This is a genomic window from Aureibaculum marinum, assembly GCF_003813905.1.
Lineage (GTDB): Bacteria > Bacteroidota > Bacteroidia > Flavobacteriales > Flavobacteriaceae > Aureibaculum > Aureibaculum marinum.
In genome coordinates this window covers 125,151-144,786 of record NZ_RPFJ01000001.1, presented here as the reverse complement: position 1 = coordinate 144,786, position 19,636 = coordinate 125,151, and the positions used below count along the sequence as shown (strand labels likewise).

General features: G+C 29.4%; 18 protein-coding genes. 4 read left to right on the top strand and 14 right to left on the bottom strand.

Annotated elements, in window-relative coordinates; genetic code table 11:
- Nucleotides 1-79: 79 nt before the first annotated feature.
- The 6 genes from EGM88_RS00615 to EGM88_RS00590 form a co-directional block, all read right to left on the bottom strand.
- Nucleotides 80-1,849, bottom strand: a complete 1,770-nt coding sequence (locus tag EGM88_RS00615; protein ID WP_123895942.1) for a DUF2207 domain-containing protein — start codon at nt 1,847-1,849, stop codon at nt 80-82.
- A gap of 34 nt (nt 1,850-1,883) precedes the next feature.
- Complete coding sequence (locus tag EGM88_RS00610) at nt 1,884-2,444, bottom strand: LemA family protein (RefSeq protein ID WP_123895941.1); 561 nt, start codon at nt 2,442-2,444, stop codon at nt 1,884-1,886.
- A 291-nt stretch (nt 2,445-2,735) separates the two neighbouring features.
- Complete coding sequence (uvrB, locus tag EGM88_RS00605; protein WP_123895940.1) at nt 2,736-4,724, bottom strand: excinuclease ABC subunit UvrB; 1,989 nt, start codon at nt 4,722-4,724, stop codon at nt 2,736-2,738.
- A gap of 683 nt (nt 4,725-5,407) precedes the next feature.
- On the bottom strand, nt 5,408-6,283 hold the full coding sequence (locus EGM88_RS00600; RefSeq protein WP_123895939.1) for an ABC transporter permease: 876 nt from the start codon (nt 6,281-6,283) through the stop codon (nt 5,408-5,410).
- 19 nt (nt 6,284-6,302) lie between these two features.
- Entirely contained in the window at nt 6,303-7,202 is a 900-nt protein-coding gene (locus tag EGM88_RS00595) for an ABC transporter ATP-binding protein (RefSeq protein ID WP_123895938.1), read from the bottom strand.
- 196 nt (nt 7,203-7,398) lie between these two features.
- Entirely contained in the window at nt 7,399-7,908 is a 510-nt protein-coding gene (locus tag EGM88_RS00590; RefSeq protein WP_123895937.1) for an IS1096 element passenger TnpR family protein, read from the bottom strand.
- Nucleotides 7,909-8,021: 113 nt separating this feature from the next.
- Between EGM88_RS00590 and EGM88_RS00585 the strand changes: the two genes are divergently transcribed.
- On the top strand, nt 8,022-8,438 hold the full coding sequence (locus tag EGM88_RS00585; RefSeq protein ID WP_203229410.1) for a hotdog fold thioesterase: 417 nt from the start codon (nt 8,022-8,024) through the stop codon (nt 8,436-8,438).
- Nucleotides 8,439-8,476: 38 nt separating this feature from the next.
- Complete coding sequence (locus EGM88_RS00580) at nt 8,477-9,559, top strand: chorismate-binding protein (RefSeq protein WP_123895936.1); 1,083 nt, start codon at nt 8,477-8,479, stop codon at nt 9,557-9,559.
- A 49-nt stretch (nt 9,560-9,608) separates the two neighbouring features.
- Here the strand turns inward: EGM88_RS00580 and rnk are convergent, their stop codons facing one another.
- The 7 genes from rnk to EGM88_RS00545 all read right to left on the bottom strand — a co-directional run bounded on the left by rnk (nt 9,609) and on the right by EGM88_RS00545 (nt 16,271).
- On the bottom strand, nt 9,609-10,019 hold the full coding sequence (gene rnk / locus EGM88_RS00575; protein ID WP_123895935.1) for a nucleoside diphosphate kinase regulator: 411 nt from the start codon (nt 10,017-10,019) through the stop codon (nt 9,609-9,611).
- 73 nt (nt 10,020-10,092) lie between these two features.
- Nucleotides 10,093-12,375, bottom strand: a complete 2,283-nt coding sequence (locus tag EGM88_RS00570; RefSeq protein WP_123895934.1) for a TonB-dependent receptor — start codon at nt 12,373-12,375, stop codon at nt 10,093-10,095.
- 43 nt (nt 12,376-12,418) lie between these two features.
- Nucleotides 12,419-12,745, bottom strand: a complete 327-nt coding sequence (locus EGM88_RS00565) for a hypothetical protein (RefSeq protein ID WP_123895933.1) — start codon at nt 12,743-12,745, stop codon at nt 12,419-12,421.
- Nucleotides 12,746-12,956: 211 nt separating this feature from the next.
- The gene (locus EGM88_RS00560; protein ID WP_123895932.1) at nt 12,957-13,844 is read right to left on the bottom strand and encodes a DUF808 domain-containing protein; all 888 of its coding nucleotides are present in this window, start codon (nt 13,842-13,844) and stop codon (nt 12,957-12,959) included.
- Between the two features lie 37 nt (nt 13,845-13,881).
- Entirely contained in the window at nt 13,882-14,265 is a 384-nt protein-coding gene (locus EGM88_RS00555; protein ID WP_123895931.1) for a DNA topoisomerase IV, read from the bottom strand.
- A complete protein-coding gene (purB, locus tag EGM88_RS00550) occupies nt 14,265-15,608 on the bottom strand; it encodes an adenylosuccinate lyase (protein ID WP_123895930.1) in 1,344 nt (447 codons plus the stop codon). Before purB ends, EGM88_RS00555 begins: the two co-directional genes overlap by 1 nt.
- A 66-nt stretch (nt 15,609-15,674) precedes the next feature.
- Nucleotides 15,675-16,271, bottom strand: a complete 597-nt coding sequence (locus EGM88_RS00545) for a hypothetical protein (RefSeq protein ID WP_123895929.1) — start codon at nt 16,269-16,271, stop codon at nt 15,675-15,677.
- Nucleotides 16,272-16,488: 217 nt separating this feature from the next.
- Between EGM88_RS00545 and EGM88_RS00540 the strand changes: the two genes are divergently transcribed.
- The gene (locus tag EGM88_RS00540) at nt 16,489-17,208 is read left to right on the top strand and encodes a toxin-antitoxin system YwqK family antitoxin (RefSeq protein ID WP_123895928.1); all 720 of its coding nucleotides are present in this window, start codon (nt 16,489-16,491) and stop codon (nt 17,206-17,208) included.
- A gap of 61 nt (nt 17,209-17,269) precedes the next feature.
- Here EGM88_RS00540 and EGM88_RS00535 read toward each other — a convergent pair whose 3' ends face one another.
- Entirely contained in the window at nt 17,270-18,250 is a 981-nt protein-coding gene (locus tag EGM88_RS00535; RefSeq protein ID WP_123895927.1) for a fasciclin domain-containing protein, read from the bottom strand.
- A gap of 189 nt (nt 18,251-18,439) precedes the next feature.
- Here EGM88_RS00535 and mnmA point away from each other — a divergent pair, with 189 nt between their 5' ends.
- Nucleotides 18,440-19,627: a tRNA 2-thiouridine(34) synthase MnmA gene (gene mnmA / locus EGM88_RS00530; protein WP_123895926.1), complete on the top strand. Its 1,188-nt coding sequence runs from the start codon at nt 18,440-18,442 to the stop codon at nt 19,625-19,627.
- The last annotated feature ends 9 nt before the right edge of the window (nt 19,628-19,636 follow it).

Below are 19,636 nucleotides of genomic sequence, written 5' to 3'. Positions count from 1 at the left end.
TGAGTTATTAGTTGAATTGGTATTAATTAAGTTACGATAATACGAAAAAAATTATAATTATTAAAGATGGCTTTATCTTTTACCAACTACCACCGCCGCCGCCGCCAAATCCTCCACCAGAAAATCCACCCCCAGAAGAAGAACCACTTCCACTACTAGAAGGTGCACTAACCATTGTAGATTTTACGTTGGACATTACTCCAGAAAAGGATTTAGAGAAATTATTCATAGAAAGGCTTTGACCTGTAGATGAACTATACCAATTAGGAGGAGATAAATTTAAAGCATCAAATTTTTTTGCCCAGCTGTTAAACAAACCAAATGCTAAAGCATATCCCATTGTAGTTTCAAAATAGCTAGGATCTTCTTTTAATAACATTTTTAATTTATTTTCTTCAGCTATTTTTATAAATTGCTTAAAGCCTTTTAATTCAGAGAGTACCTTATTTCCTTTTGCATTTTTCTTAATCATAAAGGTATTCATAAAAATTAAAAAAACACTAGTAACTACTATCGCTATAGTTGCTATGGGGCCCCAAAAAATTAAACCAAGAATACCTAAGGGAAAAGCCATAAGAATGAGAACAAGATAAGTATAGTTTCTAATTTTTTTAGATTTAGCTTCGTAATAAGGTTGAGCTTTTTTTCTTAAAATACTCCGAGCACTATTCATGGTTGTATAAAAAGAATCTTCTAAGCTACTAACCAATATCTCATTTGGTTTTAGTACAGCTTCTTCTTGACCAAATATTTTATTTATTAAATTTGATGTTTTACCTCTACTACTGAGTTGATATCCAGCATTATCAAAAAGCCCATTAAATATTTTTTTTTCATAAGCTGTAGCTGTTTCTGGCAAAGGTTTTAATTTAATTAATTTCGTATCTGATGAACCAAATAAACCACTTTTAGGAATTTCTTCTATTCTTAGATATCCATTAGCTCCCCAATAAGGTAAAAGTGATATGATGTCAGAACTATCATCTCTATCATTGATTAAGAATCCTGCCATAGCAGGGTCAATATTGTCAGGAGAGTAATAACTTATAGTGGTTACCACATCTTTATCTTTACCATATTTTTTCCAAACACTGTAAAATCCACCAATAAGTGCTATTACTATAGATAACCAACCATAATTATTCCAAAAAGGCCAAAGTGGTTTCACTTCTTTTACAGAATTTTTTGGCAGATTTAGTAATACGGTAACACTTTGACCTGGATATGAGATGAAATTCTCTTTACTTTTACCAGAAATAACATGGTTGGCATACGATAATTCAAATTGATCGCTTGGAGATGTTAAACCTGTATTACCGGAATACACAAAGTAACTATTATCATTTAAGATTATGTTTTCTGGAAGATGAATGTTAAAATCAATATTGTGAAAATCGGCAGACCATCCATCGGGTTTTATATTCCAATAAAAGTTAATATGATTTTCTTCAAATAGAAAAGCATTATGTACACGATATTTTATTTGATAGTGTTGAGGACCAATAACGGTTTTATTTTTATCACCAATTTTTATATTTAAAGATTTACTTAATTTTTGCTCAAAATCAAATGGTTTTTCAAACTTATGGTTTGGAACATCAATATTGCTAATTTTTATTTTTCTATTTTCTTCAGTTCCTTGAGAAGTTAATAGGTTGTAATCGGTAATAATTGTTCTGTAAATTCCGTGTTTGTGAATTTCAAAATTTAAATCATAGTTTTCTACTACATCAAAATAGCCTTCTTTATTTATGTAAATATCTACAGAATAATTGTTTACCGTAAAATCTTGGGCAATGCTTAAAGAAGTGAAAAAAACGATAAAAAGTATTGAGAAGATTTTCTTCATAAAGATTTTATTACATTAAAAAATAGATAAATTTTCAAGAAAAATCTACTTTAACATTCTCTCTACTAGCCTCATCTGCTTCAAAATAGTCAAAATGTTGATAGTTAAATATTCCTGCAAATAAAACACCAGGAAAACTTTCTCCATAAGTGTTGTTTTCCCTTACTGTGCCATTGTAATAGCGGCGACTTCTTTCAAGATTTTCTTCTATGGTGTTTAATTTTTCTTGTAAATCTAAATAATTAGCATTGGCTTTTAAGTCAGGATAAGCTTCACTTAGAGCAAAAATACTGCGTAAGGTTTGTTGCAATTGGTTTTCAGCTTTTATTTTAGCATTAATGTCTTCTGATGGAGTAGACATTGCTGCATTACGGGCATTTATTACATCTTCTAAAGTTGATTTTTCATGTTTTGCATATCCTTTTACAGTTTCTACCAAGTTGGGAATTAAATCATAACGACGTTTTAGAGCGACGTCAATATTACTCCAGCCGTCTTTTACTACATTTTTATTTTTTACAAAACGATTAAAAACATTAATAAGAAAAACGGCAAGCAAAATAACAATTGCGATTACTATAATTGTTGGAGTCATGATTATTTTTTTAGAATTTGAATTTAAAAATGGTTACTAATTTAAAATTATTTATCAATAAACAACTTATTTTGTGTAAAATTTACCGTATTAATTGTATGATTTTACATGTAACTGTTAATTGTTAGTGTATTTAAGTTTAGTGTTATTAAATTTTATTTGTCTGGCTTAATAAGCTATAAGTGTAATGTTTTTATAGTGAGAATCAATATGTAGTTTAATTTATTAAAGCTATAGAGAATTAGTTATAGTAAAAGACTTAGAATTACTACAATTCATTGAAGTTTAATTTTACAATTGCTCTTTCAATGCTTTTATTTGATCTCTTAATTGAGCAGCAACTAGAAAATCTAAAGCTTTAGCTGCTTCTTCCATCTTTTTTTGACAGTCTCTAATGCGTTTTTCAATTTCTGGTTTTGGTATGTATTCTAAATCTTCTTCGGCTGCTTTTGTTGCTGCGGCATCATAATGGAAAGAACTGATATTGTTTTTACTTAAACTATCGTCTAAGCTCTTTTTTATTTGTGTTGGTGTAATGTTATGTTTAGTGTTATAAGCTATTTGCTTTGTACGTCTTCTATTTGTTTCATCAATAGTTAATTGCATGCTTTTGGTAATTTTATCGGCATACATTATTGCCTTACCATTAACATTTCTTGCGGCTCTACCTACGGTTTGAGTTAAAGACCTATGACTTCTTAAAAAACCTTCTTTATCGGCATCTAAAATAGCAACTAAAGATACTTCGGGTAAATCCAATCCTTCTCGTAATAAGTTAACTCCTACTAAAACATCAAATAGTCCTTTACGTAAATGTTGCATAATTTCTACACGTTCTAATGTGTCAACATCACTATGTATGTAGCGACAACGGATATGTATTCGGCTCAGGTATTTAGTCAATTCTTCAGCCATTCGCTTGGTTAATGTTGTCACTAATGTTCGTTCGTCTTTTTCTACACGTAACTGAATTTCTTCAATTAAATCATCAATTTGATTTAAACTGGGTCTAATTTCAATTTCGGGGTCTAACAAACCAGTAGGACGAATAACTTGTTCTACAAAAACGCCTTCAGTTTTTTGAAGTTCGTAATCTGCCGGAGTAGCACTTACATAAATAACTTGATTTTGAATGGCTTCAAATTCCTCAAATTTTAAAGGTCGGTTATCCATGGCAGCGGGCAATCTGAAACCATATTCAACTAAATTTTCTTTTCTAGAACGATCACCACCATACATTGCATGTGTTTGAGGAATGGTAACATGACTTTCATCGACAACCATTAAATAATCATCAGGAAAATAATCTAATAAACAGAAAGGTCTTGTTCCTGGTTGTCTTCCATCAAGATAACGAGAATAATTTTCAATTCCACTACAGTAGCCAAGCTCTCTAATCATTTCAAGATCAAATTCGGTTCTTTCTTTTAAGCGTTTAGCTTCTAGAGGTTTTCCAATTTCTTTAAAATAATTGACTTGTTTTACCATATCTTCTTGAATTTGATGAATGGCATTTTGCAATACATCAGGAGAGGTAACAAATAAATTGGCTGGATAAATAGTCAATTGATCAAACTTTTCTATAACTTGATTGTTAACAATATCAAAACTTTCTATTTCTTCAATTTCATCACCAAAAAAATGAACACGATATCCATAATCACCATAAGAAGGAAAAATTGTTATGGTATCACCTTTTACTTTAAAAGTTCCACTTTTAACTTCAAATTCAGTTCTTGAATATAAGCTTGTAACAAGTTGGTGTAAAAATTTAGTTCGAGCAATTTTCTGATCAACTTCTATCTGAATAACATTCTTTTTAAATTCAATGGGGTTTCCAATACCATATAAGCAAGAAACAGAAGCCACAACCAAAACGTCTCTACGACCAGATAGTAGAGAAGACGTTGTACTTAATCTCAGACGTTCAATATCATCATTAATTGATAAATCTTTTTCAATATACAATCCACTAGATGGAATATAAGCTTCTGGCTGATAATAATCGTAATATGAAACGAAATATTCAACAGCATTATTCGGAAAAAAATGCTTAAATTCAGTATATAGTTGAGCTGCCAACGTTTTGTTGTGAGCCAATATTAAAGTAGGTCGTTGAATATTTTCAACAACATTAGCAATAGTAAACGTTTTACCCGAACCAGTAACACCTAAAAGTGTTTGATACTTTTCATTAGCCTTAATAGACTTTGTAAGTTGTCGGATTGCTTCTGGTTGATCTCCAGTAGGTTTAAATTCAGATTTAAGTTCAAATTGCATTTCACAAAAATAACGAACTTAATGATATCATTAGAAAAATTGTCAGGTTTTTAAATCTTAAAAAGATTTAACAATATCTTAAATTTGTTTAATAGTAAATTAACATATAGATAATTATTCTGCCTTAAATTTGTCAATATATTATTTGAGTTAGTTAGTTAAATAATGAGTATTGTTTCTAAAGCAATGCTCATTTTTTTTGACTAATTTTAGTTTAACTAATTAAATAAGTAATTGGTATGTAAAAAATAAGTTTTTTTTGATTTAGCCTTTTACACTGTAATAAATTTAAACTTAACAATAATTAACAATATCTTAAATTTGTTTAATAGTAAATTAACATATGGATAATTTTTATACCTTAAATTTGCAAATATATTATTTGAGTTAGTTAGTTAAATAGTGGGTGTTGTTTCTAAAGCAATGCCCATTTTTTTTTGGCCTCTATTTTGTAATTGCAATAGGTGATAGGCTTTATATATATTATTTTTTTTAATACAACTCTTAAACTTAACAATAATTAACATTGATATAAAAATGTTTAATATGAAATTAACATTAAAATAAGGGGGCTTCTCTAAATTTGTAATGTATAATTTGAGTTAGTTTGTTAGTTAGTAAAAAGGGTGTTGATTTAGAAACAACACCCTTTTTTTATACTAATTACTGTTATAATTTATTTTTTATAAATCTCTTTTTTTTAATAGAGCATAAGATGCATAAATAAATATAAAAATCCAGGCAGAAGCTATAGCAATTTGATACCAGTGTACTGAAAAATCTTGCGAAAAATTTTCACCAATTTGCTTTCCTACACTTTGTACTGCATTAAGCCTAGTAAAAGGTTGTTTAATCAAATTGGACATTGATTCTAAAGGGAAAAATTGCATAATGTCATTTACACTTATAGTAGATAAATCTGAATTTACTTGATTGTTTGTATCCAAATTATCTGAATTAAATTTCCAAAATAGAAATCCTTTAAAGATACTTTCAACAAAAAGCCAAACTAAAATACCACCAACGGCAAAAGCTGATCGTTTTACTAGAATCCCCATAAATAGACCAAATGAAAAGAATGCGGTTAGTTTTATAAAAAATGCCAATAAGTATTCTAAATCAGAGAAAATGATACTTAGCTCATTATAATCAGAATAGATTAATCCTAAAATTAAAGAGACTACAAAAACAAATAATGTTGAAATAGCAGCAAAAACCAGTACAGTATAAAATTTTGATAAGATAAATTCTTTTTTACTGAGTCCATCAATTAAATTTTGTTTTAAAGTTTTGTTGCTATATTCATTAGCCATCATTGATACAATTACCAACAATAAAAAGAATTTAAATATAGAGGCCATATAAGTATTAAAATGCCAGATATAAGGAAAATTAAAAATTCCTTGTTCTGCTAAATGAAATTTAATAGGGCCAATATCAAATTTTATTGCTGCAATTAAAGCTATTGAAGTTAATAAAACAAAGTAAATTAGTGTTAGTACTCTGCTTGCTCTATTGTGTTTTAATTTATGAAATTCTATATTTAAAAGTCGTAACATTATGTTGGAATCTTGTCAGTTAATTATTGTTGGTGAGTGTCAAAAATTGTTGTTCTAAACTAGGCATTCGTTTTACTAAATGAGATAAAACAATACCGTTTTTAAATAAATAGTTATTTATTTCAGTCGCAGACAATTCGTTTTCTAATGTGGCAATAAACTTATCATCTTCTTGTTTAATGTCAGATATAGAAGGGTGTTTTTCTAGAGCTGATACAAGAAGTTTAGCATCAGAATCAACGTTTAATTCAAAATAACCATTAGTAGCTGTTATACCATTAACAGGACCGGCGTATAATTTTATACCATTTCGAATTACAACAACATGGGTGCAAACTTTTTCAACTTCGTCTAATAAATGAGATGCTAATAAAATGGTAGTACCTGTACTGGCAATTTCTTTAATAATTTTTCTTATTTCATGAATTCCTTGAGGATCTAAGCCATTGGTAGGTTCATCAAGAATTAAAATTTCAGGGTCATTAAGTAGGGCAGAAGCAATAGCAAGACGTTGTTTCATCCCTAATGAATAGGTTTTGAATTTACTATCTTTTCGTTCAAAAAGATTGACCAATTTTAATTTTTCGTCAATTTTATTATAGGGAACGTCTTTTATTTTACATATGAGTTTTAAATTTTGAACCGCAGTCATGTATGGATAAAAATTTGGGCGTTCAATAATAGCTCCTACTCGTTTTAAGGCTTCGTGGGTTGAGATAGAGCCGTCAAACCAACTAAAACTACCAGAAGTTTTATTGACAACATTTAGTATAATACCTAAAGTAGTAGATTTTCCACTGCCATTAGGACCTAAAATTCCATAAACATTACCTTTTTCAATATCAAAAGATAAGTTATTAACAGCGTGTACACTTCCAAATTTTTTATCTAAATTTTTAAGGGATAAAATGGTTTCCAAGATTGTTATTGTTTGATTAAGTTTGATTCTAAAAAGTTAGACGACAGAAATTTAATTTTGTAACAAAAAAAATTCTTCAATACTTAATATAAATACAATATCTTAGGTATTTGTCCAGTTTTAGTGAAGTATAACTAATACTCGTTTTGAGTAGTATATTTAGATTTAGTTGTTTTAATATAAGTTGAATAAGAATTTAATTCATTAACTCATCAAAGTTGTCAAAATCAAAGTCGTCAAAGTTTTCAAGAGTATTGTAGTCATCATCATTATCTGAAGCATCTTCGCTGACAAATTGTTTGTCTGGAGCCTCTGTTGGCACTAATCCTACAGAAAGTAATAAACTTGGCAATTCAATTTGATGTGTATCTTCTTCAACACTAATTAACTCTACAAAGAAGGTCCACATAGAAAAGAAATCATACACATAAATAAGTTTATTTTTCTCTTCAGTTAAAATATCTCTAAGAATAAAACCTTGCATTGAAATATTAGCTTCAGATTCTGTCATATCAAATAACGGAATTTCCTCGCCTTGATTCCAGTCTTCGTCAGTAAGGTAAAAAGCAGCCATTTCTGACCCGTCAAAACCAAATGCATTGGTAATGGCGTTGTGTAAATCTTCAAGAGAATCGTTAAAATCTATTGCGATATCTCTAATTACGTCTTCTTCCGTGTCTAATATTAATCTAATTTTATAAATCATACCTCATTTTATTCTGCTGTAAATTTAGGTATTTACGACAAATAATAAAGAATAGAAATGGACTTTTTCTTTTATTAGCTTTTCATTACTTTTACCGCTTATTGATTATTTTTATGGAAAAAGAAACTTTATTAGAAAAACTAAACAATAGTACTAAAAATACCTTAATGGAAACTTTAGATATTGTTTATACTGACATTGATACCGATTATTTGGTTGCTACAATGCCTGTAAATAGTAAAGTGCATCAACCAGCAGGTTTATTGCATGGCGGAGCTTCGGTTGCTTTGGCTGAAAGCGTTGGTAGTACAGCTGCACATTTTTCCATAGATATAGAAAAACAAGAAATTCGAGGTTTAGAAATTACGGCTAACCATATTAGAGGTATTAGAGAAGGTTTGGTAAAAGCCATTGCAAAGCCTATTCATAAAGGTCGTACTACACAGTTGTGGGAAGTTAGAATAGTAGATGAGCAAGAAAAACTCATTTCTATCTGTAAATTAACTGTTATTGTATTGGCTAAGAAATAGTTATTTCTAAAATTTGAATATATAGTATAGTAGCTCTAATGAATGATGTAGATTTTTATAAGAAAATAAAGAAGGTTTATGCTAATAAATTACCTTTTGTAGTATATAGCAAACCTGACAGTGCAGAGGTTAAGTTAATTGTTCAAAAAAATGATAAAATACATTATACCGAAGATTATAAAGAGTCAGGATTTGTATTTGCTCCATTTGAAAATGACAAATTACCCATTTTATTTCCGATATCAGAATCCATAAGTTATACCAATAGTTTTTCTGCATATGGTAAAGAAATAACTAGGAATAAACCTGATACCATTTTTAATTCTTCTACTTCTTCAAAAAATAAACACGTAGCTTTAGTTGAAAAAGGGATTAAATTTCTTGAAAATAATAACTATAAAAAAGTGGTACTTTCTCGAAAAGAAATTATAAAATATGAAGAATTTGAGTTGGTACAAATTTACAGGAAATTGCTTAAAAGCTATTCCAATGCATTTGTGTATAGTTGGTATCATCCTAAAGTCGGATTGTGGTTAGGAGCATCTCCTGAGGTTTTATTAGAGGCTGATAAAAATTCATTTAGAACTATGGCGTTAGCTTCTACACAAGTTTACGATGTTAAGAAATATGGAGAATTTAAGTCTTTAAAAGATGTCAATATTCATTGGGGAGCTAAAGAAGTGGCGGAGCAACAACATGTTACTGATTATATTATTGAACAGCTTAATGTTCATGTTAAGGTAAGTAAACCATATACTACAAAGGCAGGAAATTTACTGCACATACGCACTGATATATCTGGAAAATTGACTGAACAACTTACCTTAAAAAAAATTGTAAATTTATTACATCCTACACCAGCGGTTTGTGGAGTGCCAAAAGAGAAAGCTAAAGAATTTATTGTTCAAAATGAAAATTATAGTCGTCAATTTTATACTGGTTTTTTAGGAGAATTAAATCTTAACAATAAATCAGCATTATTTGTGAATTTACGATGTATGCAATTTGTAGATAATACTTTAGAGATTTATATAGGAGGTGGCATTACTGTAGATAGTAATCCGGTAAGTGAATGGGAAGAAACGGTTAATAAAAGTAAGGTGATGATGAAGGTGTTGTAAAACACATATCTATCGTCATCACCTTACTGATTTACTTTTTAGTTAATTGTTATAGGTTATAATCACCAGCTGCTTCGGGCTGATATACAATTTCATCGATTCTAATCTTTGTTAATCCAGACGGAACAACCCATTCAATTTCATCGTTAACTTGATACCCTATTAAAGCTATAGCTATTGGAGAAAAAATAGAAACTTTTTGTTCTTTAAAATTTGCTTGGTTAGGGTATACAATTTGAAATTGAGTTTTGTTATTATTATTTAAAAAACTCAATTTTACTATAGAGTTCATAGTAACTACATTAGCAGGTACTTTTTCGGGTTTTACAATCTTAGCAGATTCTAATTCTTCTAATAGTTTAGCAGCGTCATTGCTGTTAATGGACCGGTGTTGTTTGGCATCACTTATCCATCTTTTTATCCTTGTATAATCAAGTTCGTTTATAATTAATTTGCTCATTTTTATTAAAAATTAAAAACATTAAAGATACTAAAATTTAGTATATTACTTTAAAAAATGTAATAATTTGCTATTAATTTATATCAAACTTTAATCCCATCATGGCAGTTCTTCCGATGTTGTAAATTCCATTACTTTTTAAACGTGATAAGTGTGAGATATATTCCTTATCTAAGGCATTATTTATACTAAAACTTAAATTAAACTTAGTATTGCTGATGTTAAAATCTCCGCCAATACCTACATTTAATAATTGATAACCATTAGTTTTGGTTTCAAAAAGACCAACGTTATTTTGGGAAAATATACTTTCTAATTTTAGGGAAGCATAACCATTTTTTAGCCATTTATTTATATTAAATTCTCCTCGTAGTGTATTATTAAATTGATGGGCCGGAATTAGTGGTAAATAATCTCCATTGTTTTGTTTACCAATAACCATTTCAAAACTACTTTCTAGATGTAACCAATCTAAAGGATGGGGGTGATAATGAAAACCAACTTCACCACCATATAATTTGGAATTATCTTGTACATACGTATAAACATCAACATTATCAATCATAGTTCCTGTTGGAGATAAGAATATATAATTATCTATTAAATTATAAAATCCATTTGCAAATATTTCAATATGTTTATTGTGGTATTCTAAGGCTAAATCTAATTGATAATTTTGTTCGTTTGTTAATTCAGAATTTCCTTGTTCAAAACGGTTGGTACCATGATGTACGCCGTTGGAAGTTAGCTCTGCTAAGTTTGGAGCTCTAAAACCTGTTGCTAAATTTAAGCGTGTTTCAATATTGTTAAACAATGTAGTTTTATAACCTAAAGAAGCAGTAAAACTATTAAATGATTTATCAATAGGTTCGAATGCGTGTTCATGTTCTCCATCATGCTCAACAAGATGATTTTCAGTAGTAATATTTCGGGTGTCAAAACGAATTCCTCCTTGTAAAAAATGATTTTCCCATTTAGTATTTATGGTAGTAAAAATACCAAAATCATTAACAGTTGCATCTGGTATTAATAGTTCTTCACCATAATTAGTGTTGTTTTGGGTCAACCCTTGTATACCTACTATACTTTCAAATTTTCCAATAGTAGGTAAATGATATTGTACATCGTAAGTAAAAGTTTTAAGTTTCATTTGTAAAGATGGGTCTGCATGTTCTTCTTCCTCTTTATGTTCTTCTTCTTCATGGTCATGGTCATGTTCTTCTTCTTCGTGATGATGTTCTTCAAATTCTCTTCGGTTATTGGCAATGTATCCAAAATGGAAATCAATATTAGAGTCATTGAAATAAATATGGTTGTGGGAGCTAACAATATAATTATCAATTTTTTGATAAGGATTTTGAGGAATAAAATTTGTACTTTGATTGCCAATTTCATCTGTTAATCCGACGGTTAATGTATTTACATTGAATCTGTTATCTGAAGTGAAATTCTTAAAGTCAAATCCTAATGCTGCTTTAGCGTCAAATTCATAAAAACGAGAATTTGTTACTCTGTCTCCATTCGGTATTTTATAATCACGATGGGTATTGTAGGCCATAGAAGTAATAAATTTTACATTTTCGGCAGATGATTTTAATGTGATTGAAGTATTGCTACCAAGTGTATTGGTAAAATATTTTTGATTGACAATAGCTTTAGTAGTGTTTTCATTGGCATATTTTTCAGGGTTAAAATAGAGCACACCTCCTAGAGCATCAGATCCATATAATAATGAAGCAGGGCCTTTAATTACTTCAACACTTTCAACACCACTATCATTTAGGCCTAAACCATGTTCACTTCCAAATTGTTGATTTTCTAATCGCACGCCTTGAGCATAAACTAGAACTCGATTACCGCTAAGTCCTCTAATTACAGGTTTTCCTATACCAGAACCAGTTGAAATCTGTGATACTCCAGAGATATTAGAGATGCCTTGAACTAAAGAAAGTGCACCTGTTTGCTGAAGTTGTTGTACTGTTTTTCTATCTACTTTCATTACATTCTCACTTTGTAATCTGTGAAAAGGAGTAGAAAGTATAATTTCATCCATTTTAAAAACTGATTCTTCTAATGTGATGTCTAAAACGGTTTCTTTTTCTGAAATGTCTAAAGTTTTTGACTGAGAAATATAACCAAAATATCCAAAAACAATTTTCACCTTTCCTTTAGGTAAGTTTTTAAAAATATAGTTACCATCAATATTGGTTACAGTACCTTTATGTAGTCCTGGAGCATAGATGTCTGCTCCAACTAATGGTTCACCATCTTTACCAGTTATAGTACCCGAAAGGGTGTGCTGAGCATGTAATAACAAACTACTGCATGCGAATAGAATTGAAAGAATTAATTTCATTATATCAGATTTATTGTTAAATTAAAATATTGGAATTTTGGCTTTAAACAATAAAATAGGGTGGAGCTCTTGAAGATTTTGAACTAGGATATAAATAAAAATAATTTCGGCAATAATCTTTTAATAAATAAGAATAAAAATCAGGTTTAAAAATTGAAAAGTCGTTATTAAGATTAAAACTATAGTAAGAAATTTTTAAATGATAAAAATGACAGTCAATTTCTTTTTTGTGAAAGTGTTTTTCAATTTTAGAAGTACAATGTGTATGCTCATGCTTTTCTAAAGCATGCAAAGCTTGTATAGTAAAAGGTAAAAGAACAATTAATACAATAATTGTAGAAAAAATACTATGTAAGACTTTCTTCTTCATTTGGGCAAATATATTAAAACTTTCTTGATGACCTATGTTAAAGATTTATTACCGGAATATTGGTGAAAAATGCTGAATGTTGAATAAGTTAAAAACTATAAAAAGAAAAGAGTACTAAAGAGTTGTTAATTATTTTTAAACTTCAATTATTTGATTTTAAGCTTTTATTTTAGGTGTACTTAAGTGTATTGAATATTGATGTATTGTGGTTTTAATTTTTAATTTTTTTCAGAATCAATTTGGTTAAACTAACAACTAAAAAAGTTATAAAGCCTATGATAAGACCGAAAATAAATTCTTTTACCACTGCAGGTATATTAGAAAGAATGTCTTCAGATATATGATGAAAAAAATCAACATAGTGAACAAATATCCCTCCTGCTACAAGTAAGAGAGCAATGGTTCCTATGATGCCTAATGCTCTAATAATTTGTGGTAGGGCTTTAATCAATAAAGTGCCTAAATAAAAGGAGAAATTCTTTTTGTTTTTACTAAGTTTTACAAACTTATATCCAATATCATCCATTCTTACAATAAGTGCAACAATACCATATACACCAATAGTGGCTATAAAAGCTACAAATGACACTACCATTATTCGAGTTAATAATGGTTGTTCGAGAACAGTGCCTAAAGCTATAATTACTATTTCAATAGATAGAATAAAATCTGTTAAAATAGCAGCTTTTACTTTTGACTTTTCTTGAATTAAAATTTCTTCTTCAGTTTTAGCCTTTTTTTCTTCAGTGTGTATAGGATGCTCATGAGGCACAAAGAATTCATATATTTTTTCAGCTCCTTCGTAGGCTAAATAAACACCTCCAAGAATTAAAATAAGTGTAATCATCCAAGGTAAATAAGCACTTAACAAAAAAGCTATGGGTAAAATAATTAACTTATTTAAAAAAGAACCTTTGGTAATGGCCCACAATACAGGAATTTCTCTCGAAGACATAAACCCTGAAGCTTTTTCAGCATTAACAGCTAAATCGTCACCTAAAATACCAGCAGTTTTTTTTGTTGCTACTTTACCCATTACAGCGACATCATCCATTAGTGCTGCAATATCATCTAATAATGCAAAAAAACCTGTAGCCATAGAATTTATTTTAATTCAAAAATTATTGATTTTTTTATTATTGTGAGAAGTTCTCTGTGTCACTAATCTTAATTGCAGTACCTTTTTGTTTAAAGTTAGAACCTTTATAATGAGCTAAAAAAGAATAAGAATTTTCTTTGATTTTAGCAATTTTTACTATAAAAGGAGTACTATCCAATTGAGTTTTTGGATTTAGTTTTGTCAATTCATATTCAAAATTGGAAGTCCATTTAATTACAAAAGTATCTTTTACTTTATTATAAAGTTCTATTTGAATAGTGTCATTTCTGTAGGCAATAGAAGTGACATCAGAATCGTCTAAATGTGTTTTAAAAGTTCCAGTTCTAAATTGATTAATATTCCCTGGCTTAGTACAGCTAAAAAAGAATAAACAACATAAAATGACAAGAAAAAGTCTCATTATATTCCAGTATAATTTGATGGTGTAATAGCTTTTAGTTCGGTTTTAATAGTCTCATCAATATCTAAACTATTGATAAAATCAGCCATAGTTTTTTTATTGATGGTGACATTAGTTCTTGTTAATCCTTTTAAAGCTTCATAAGGATTTGGATAATTTTCGCGTCTTAAAATAGTTTGAATCGCTTCAGCGACAACAGCCCAATTATCTTCTAAATCTTGTTCAAATTTTTCTTTGTTTAAGAGTAATTTATTCAATCCTTTTAAAGTTGATGCAAATCCAATTAGGGTATGAGCAAAGGGAACACCGATATTACGCAGTACAGTAGAGTCTGTTAAGTCTCTTTGTAATCTAGAGATTGGTAATTTAGCGGATAAATGCTCAAAAATTGCATTGGCAATACCTAAATTACCTTCTGAGTTTTCAAAATCTATAGGGTTAACTTTGTGAGGCATGGCAGAAGAACCCACTTCACCTGCTTTTATTTTTTGCTTAAAGTAATTCATAGAAATATAAGTCCAAATATCTCTGTCTAGATCTATAAGTATTGTATTTATACGTTTTAATGCATCAAAAATACCAGCAATATGGTCGTAATGTTCTATTTGAGTCGTAGGAAAAGAGTGGTGAAGTCCCAATATTTTTTCTACAAAATTGGTTCCAAATTTTTTCCAATCTACATTAGGGTAAGCAACTTTATGGGCATTGTAATTACCTGTAGCTCCTCCAAATTTTGCGGCATAAGGAATCTTTTGCAATTGACTTACCTGTTGTTCAATTCGTTCTACAAAAACAAATATTTCTTTTCCTAACCGAGTGGGGGAAGCTGGTTGCCCATGAGTACGAGCTAACATAGATATGTTTTTCCATTCATCAGCTAAACCTCTTAATTTTTCTATTAATTTAGCAAGTTCAGGATAATAAACCTCATCAAAGGCATTATTTATAGACAGCGGAATAGCTGTGTTGTTAATATCTTGAGAAGTTAGCCCAAAGTGAATAAATTCTTTGAATTGTTTTAAATCTATATCGTCAAATTTTTCTTTTATAAAATACTCAACTGCTTTTACATCATGATTAGTGACTTTTTCAATGTCCTTTATTTTTAAAGCGTCTTCTGACGAGAAGTTGATATAAATATCACGTAAATCGGAGTATTTATTTTTATTAAAACCTTTAAGTTGAGGTAATGGAATTTCAGTTAAAGCAATAAAATATTCTATTTCTACCTTTACTCTATATTTTATAAGAGCTTCTTCAGAAAAGAAAGAAGCTAAGTTTTCAGTTTTATTACGATATCTACCATCAATAGGTGATATGGCGTTTAATTCGTTCAGTTTCATTTTGGTCTAAATTAGACCGTAAAAATAAATGAAAACCTAAGAACATAAAAGTAATTAATAAGATTTCTAAGCCATACTTGTTTTTTCAATCAATTCTAGTACTTTTTTTGCTTTTGAGGCATAGTTAGCACTTTCATTTGAAATGTTTTTCTCAATTATTAATTTCATTTCATAATGTATCCAACTAATTTTTTTTCCAATGTAGTATAAGGCATCCATTGCATTAGTTTTAATGCTTGATTTATAATCTTTTAATAACCAATCAAATGAAGTTTCAATAATTTCTGACAACTGTTCATGTGTCATTATTAATTTAATAGGAGAATCAAATTTTGAAGTATATTCTTGTGCTATTAAATTACATATTTTAGATATTGATTTGATTGCGTTTTCATCTTTAATTCTGGAAATATTTTTTGTGAAGTAAGATAAATTATAAGCAATTAAATCTAAACGTTGTTCAACAACTAACTCTAAAGTAGCAATAGCTTTTAATGAAATATCATTGTCATAATCAAACGCAATCTCAACTAGTGACTCGAATAAAGATTGATCTGTAAGAATAACTTTTGATAATTTTTTTAGACTTTCTCTATTGGTATTTGGTATTGTATTTAATTCTTTTATTAAAGAATACTTGTTCATATTTTTGACTGCGTTCATATACTAAGTTAAGAATTTGAGAAATCAACTTAATCTCCTTATTTTGACTTATTTTAACAGAAAAAAGTGTAAATTATTATAAATATTAACTTTTTTTTATTATGTGAAATATATCAATTATAGGATAGGCTATAATTTATCATTGATTTTGGCGTTTAATTATTGATAAAAATAAATTTGGAATATTATTTGTATCAAACAAAAAAATCAAGTTAATATGAAAAAAAATAAAATACCCTATATTTTTTTAATAGTGGCAATTTTAAGTTCGCATTTTTCCTTTTCTCAAGGCGATATTAATCAATTGGATGAGAACGGAGAACGTCATGGCGTATGGAGAAAATATTATAGCAATAAAAGAATTCGCTATCAAGGTACTTTTAATCATGGTAAAGAAATAGGTACTTTTAAATATTATTCAGCAGCTCAATCAGATTTTCCCATTGTAATAAAAGAATTTAAAGAAAACTCAGATATTGCAGAGGTTAGTTTTTACAATGATAATGGATTGTTACAAAGTAAAGGTAAAATGCAAGGAAAAAATAGAGTAGGAAAATGGCTTTATTATCATGAAGATGGCAAAACTGTTATGTCAGAAGAAAATTATGTCGATGGTAAGTTAGATGGAGATTATAAAACGTTTTATGAATCTGGTAAACCAACTGAAATTGGTTACTATAAAAATGGAAAGCTTGATAGTGTATATAGAAAGTATTCAATAAAGGGGCATTTATATCAACATCTTAATTATAAAAATGGGTTGCTAAACGGTAAAGCAGTTTATTATAATAGAAAGACAGGAGAATTAACTACTAAAGGTGAGTTTAAAGATGACAAGAAAGTTGGTCTTTGGGAAAACTATGTTGATGGAGAATTGATAAGTACTGAACAACCAAATAAAAAGAAGAAACGCCCTGTAAAAGATAAGATGAATTAGGTTCATAAAATAAAAAGGTTTGACCAAACGGTCAAACCTTTTAAAAACCAATCAACCAAACTTATTTTAAAAGAGGTAAAATTACCTTGTCAATTACGTGTATAACACCGTTAGCAGCTTGTACATCTACGGCAACAATTGAGCTTACTCTATCGTTAGCATCTGTAAGCGTAGCACCACCGGTAACATTAGCTGTTATATCACCACCTAAAGTATTTATCGTCATATTATCAGTTAATGCACTTGATAATACATTTGCTTCAGCTACCACATGATGCTGTAAAGTTGCGGTTAATGTTTCACCATCAATATCATCCAAACCATCAACTTCTAATTCATCTAATAAACTTACAAAGGCATCATTTGTTGGTGCGAAAACAGTAAACGGAGCAGGTGATGTTCCATTTGAAGTAGACAAAATTGATACAAAATCAGGCTGGTCAGCTCTCGTTAAAGCCGCAACCAGTATAGAAAAATTTGGATCGGCGGTAGCAAATGTTACTACATTAGGCAAACCAATAACATTATCAACTAAATGTACTACGCCGTTTTCTAAAATATTATCAGCGTTTGTTACTACAGAAGAGCCATTAATAGTTACACCGCCATCAGTATTAATATACATACTCATTGCTGCCGAACCAGGTGTTGCAGTTGATAAGTTTTTAATATACCCAGTGCTTAAATCTGTAGATTTAACAGCACCACTTACCACGTGATTTAGCAAAATCTGAGATAATATATCAGAAGGAACAGCATCTATATTCGAAAAGCCATTAGAGGAAAGAAAGGAGGTAAATGCAGCATCATTTGGAGCAAAAACTGTAAATGGGCCTGCACCATCAAGTACAGTAGATAAATTACCATCAGCTTTAGTTAAAGCTTCTAGTAGGAGACTATAGTCAGCTTCATTAGCTTTAACAAAATCTGTAATTGTTGTAATTTCTGGTTGTTTTGGATCGTCATCATCATCACATGAAATAAATGTGAAAGAGAAGAATATAATTAATAATCCTGTGACTAATTTTACTTGTTTTTTCATTGTTTTTGTTTTAAAGTTTCCACAAAGGTAATGATAATTAATTAAATTGTTTAACTTTTTTACAAAAAAGTTAAACAAAATTATATTTCAACTTATTTTTACATTGAATTTTATCTATTTAAGAAGCCATTTAATTGTGTTTTTTATCTGCAAAGCTATGCTTACCTTTGTGGCAAATTATAAAGAATAATGAAAAGAGTAGTAGTAGGGCTTTCTGGAGGTGTAGATTCTAGTGTGGCAGCATATTTATTGAAGGAGCAAGGGTATGATGTTATTGGGTTATTTATGAAAAATTGGCATGATGATTCTGTAACTATATCTAATGAATGTCCATGGTTAGAAGATAGCAATGATGCTATGTTGGTGGCTGAAAAGCTTGGAATCCCGTTTCAAGTAGTTGATTTAAGTAAGGAATATAAAGAGCGAATTGTTGATTATATGTTCAGAGAATATGAGTTAGGTAGAACTCCCAACCCAGATGTTCTTTGTAACAGAGAAATTAAATTTGATGTTTTTTTAAAAGTAGCCTTAGAGTTAGGTGCTGATTTTGTGGCTACAGGTCATTATTGTCGTAAAGGTATTATAACTAAGGATAATAAGGAAATATATCAATTGCTAGCAGGTAAGGATGTAAATAAAGATCAATCTTATTTTTTATGTCAATTATCTCAGAAACAATTAGCTACAACACTTTTCCCTATAGGAGAATTGACTAAACCTGAAGTTAGACAAATTGCTTCCGATTTAGATTTAATTACGGCAGAAAAAAAAGATTCTCAAGGTTTATGTTTTATAGGTAAAGTACGTCTGCCAGAATTTTTACAACAAAAACTTCAACCAAAAGAAGGGGTAATAGTTAAAATAGATAATGATTCAGATGTGTATCATAAGCCTATCGTAACCTATGATTCAAAAATTGAAGAGTTGTCTGAAGGAGCCAAAAAATATATTTACAATAAAAATGATGGTAAAGTAGTAGGTAAACATCAAGGAGCTCATTATTTTACAAAAGGACAACGTAAAGGATTGGCTGTTGGTGGTACAGTTGAGCCGCTTTACGTGATTGAAACGGATGTTGATAATAATGTTATTTATACAGGAGAAGGTAAAAACCATAAAGGCCTTTATAGAAAAGTATTGTTTGTGAAAAACGAAGAAATTCATTATGTCCGTGAAGATTTGGTATTGTCAGAAGGAGAGCAAATGTCAGTAAAAGCTAGAATAAGATATAGACAAACGTTGGAAAATGCAACCATATATAAAGTTAAAGATGGAATGTATGTTGAGTTTGAAAATAAACAATCAGCCATTACTGAAGGACAATTTGTTGCATGGTATCAAAATGATGAGTTGTTAGGTTCTGGTGTAATTTCTTAAATAAAGTTT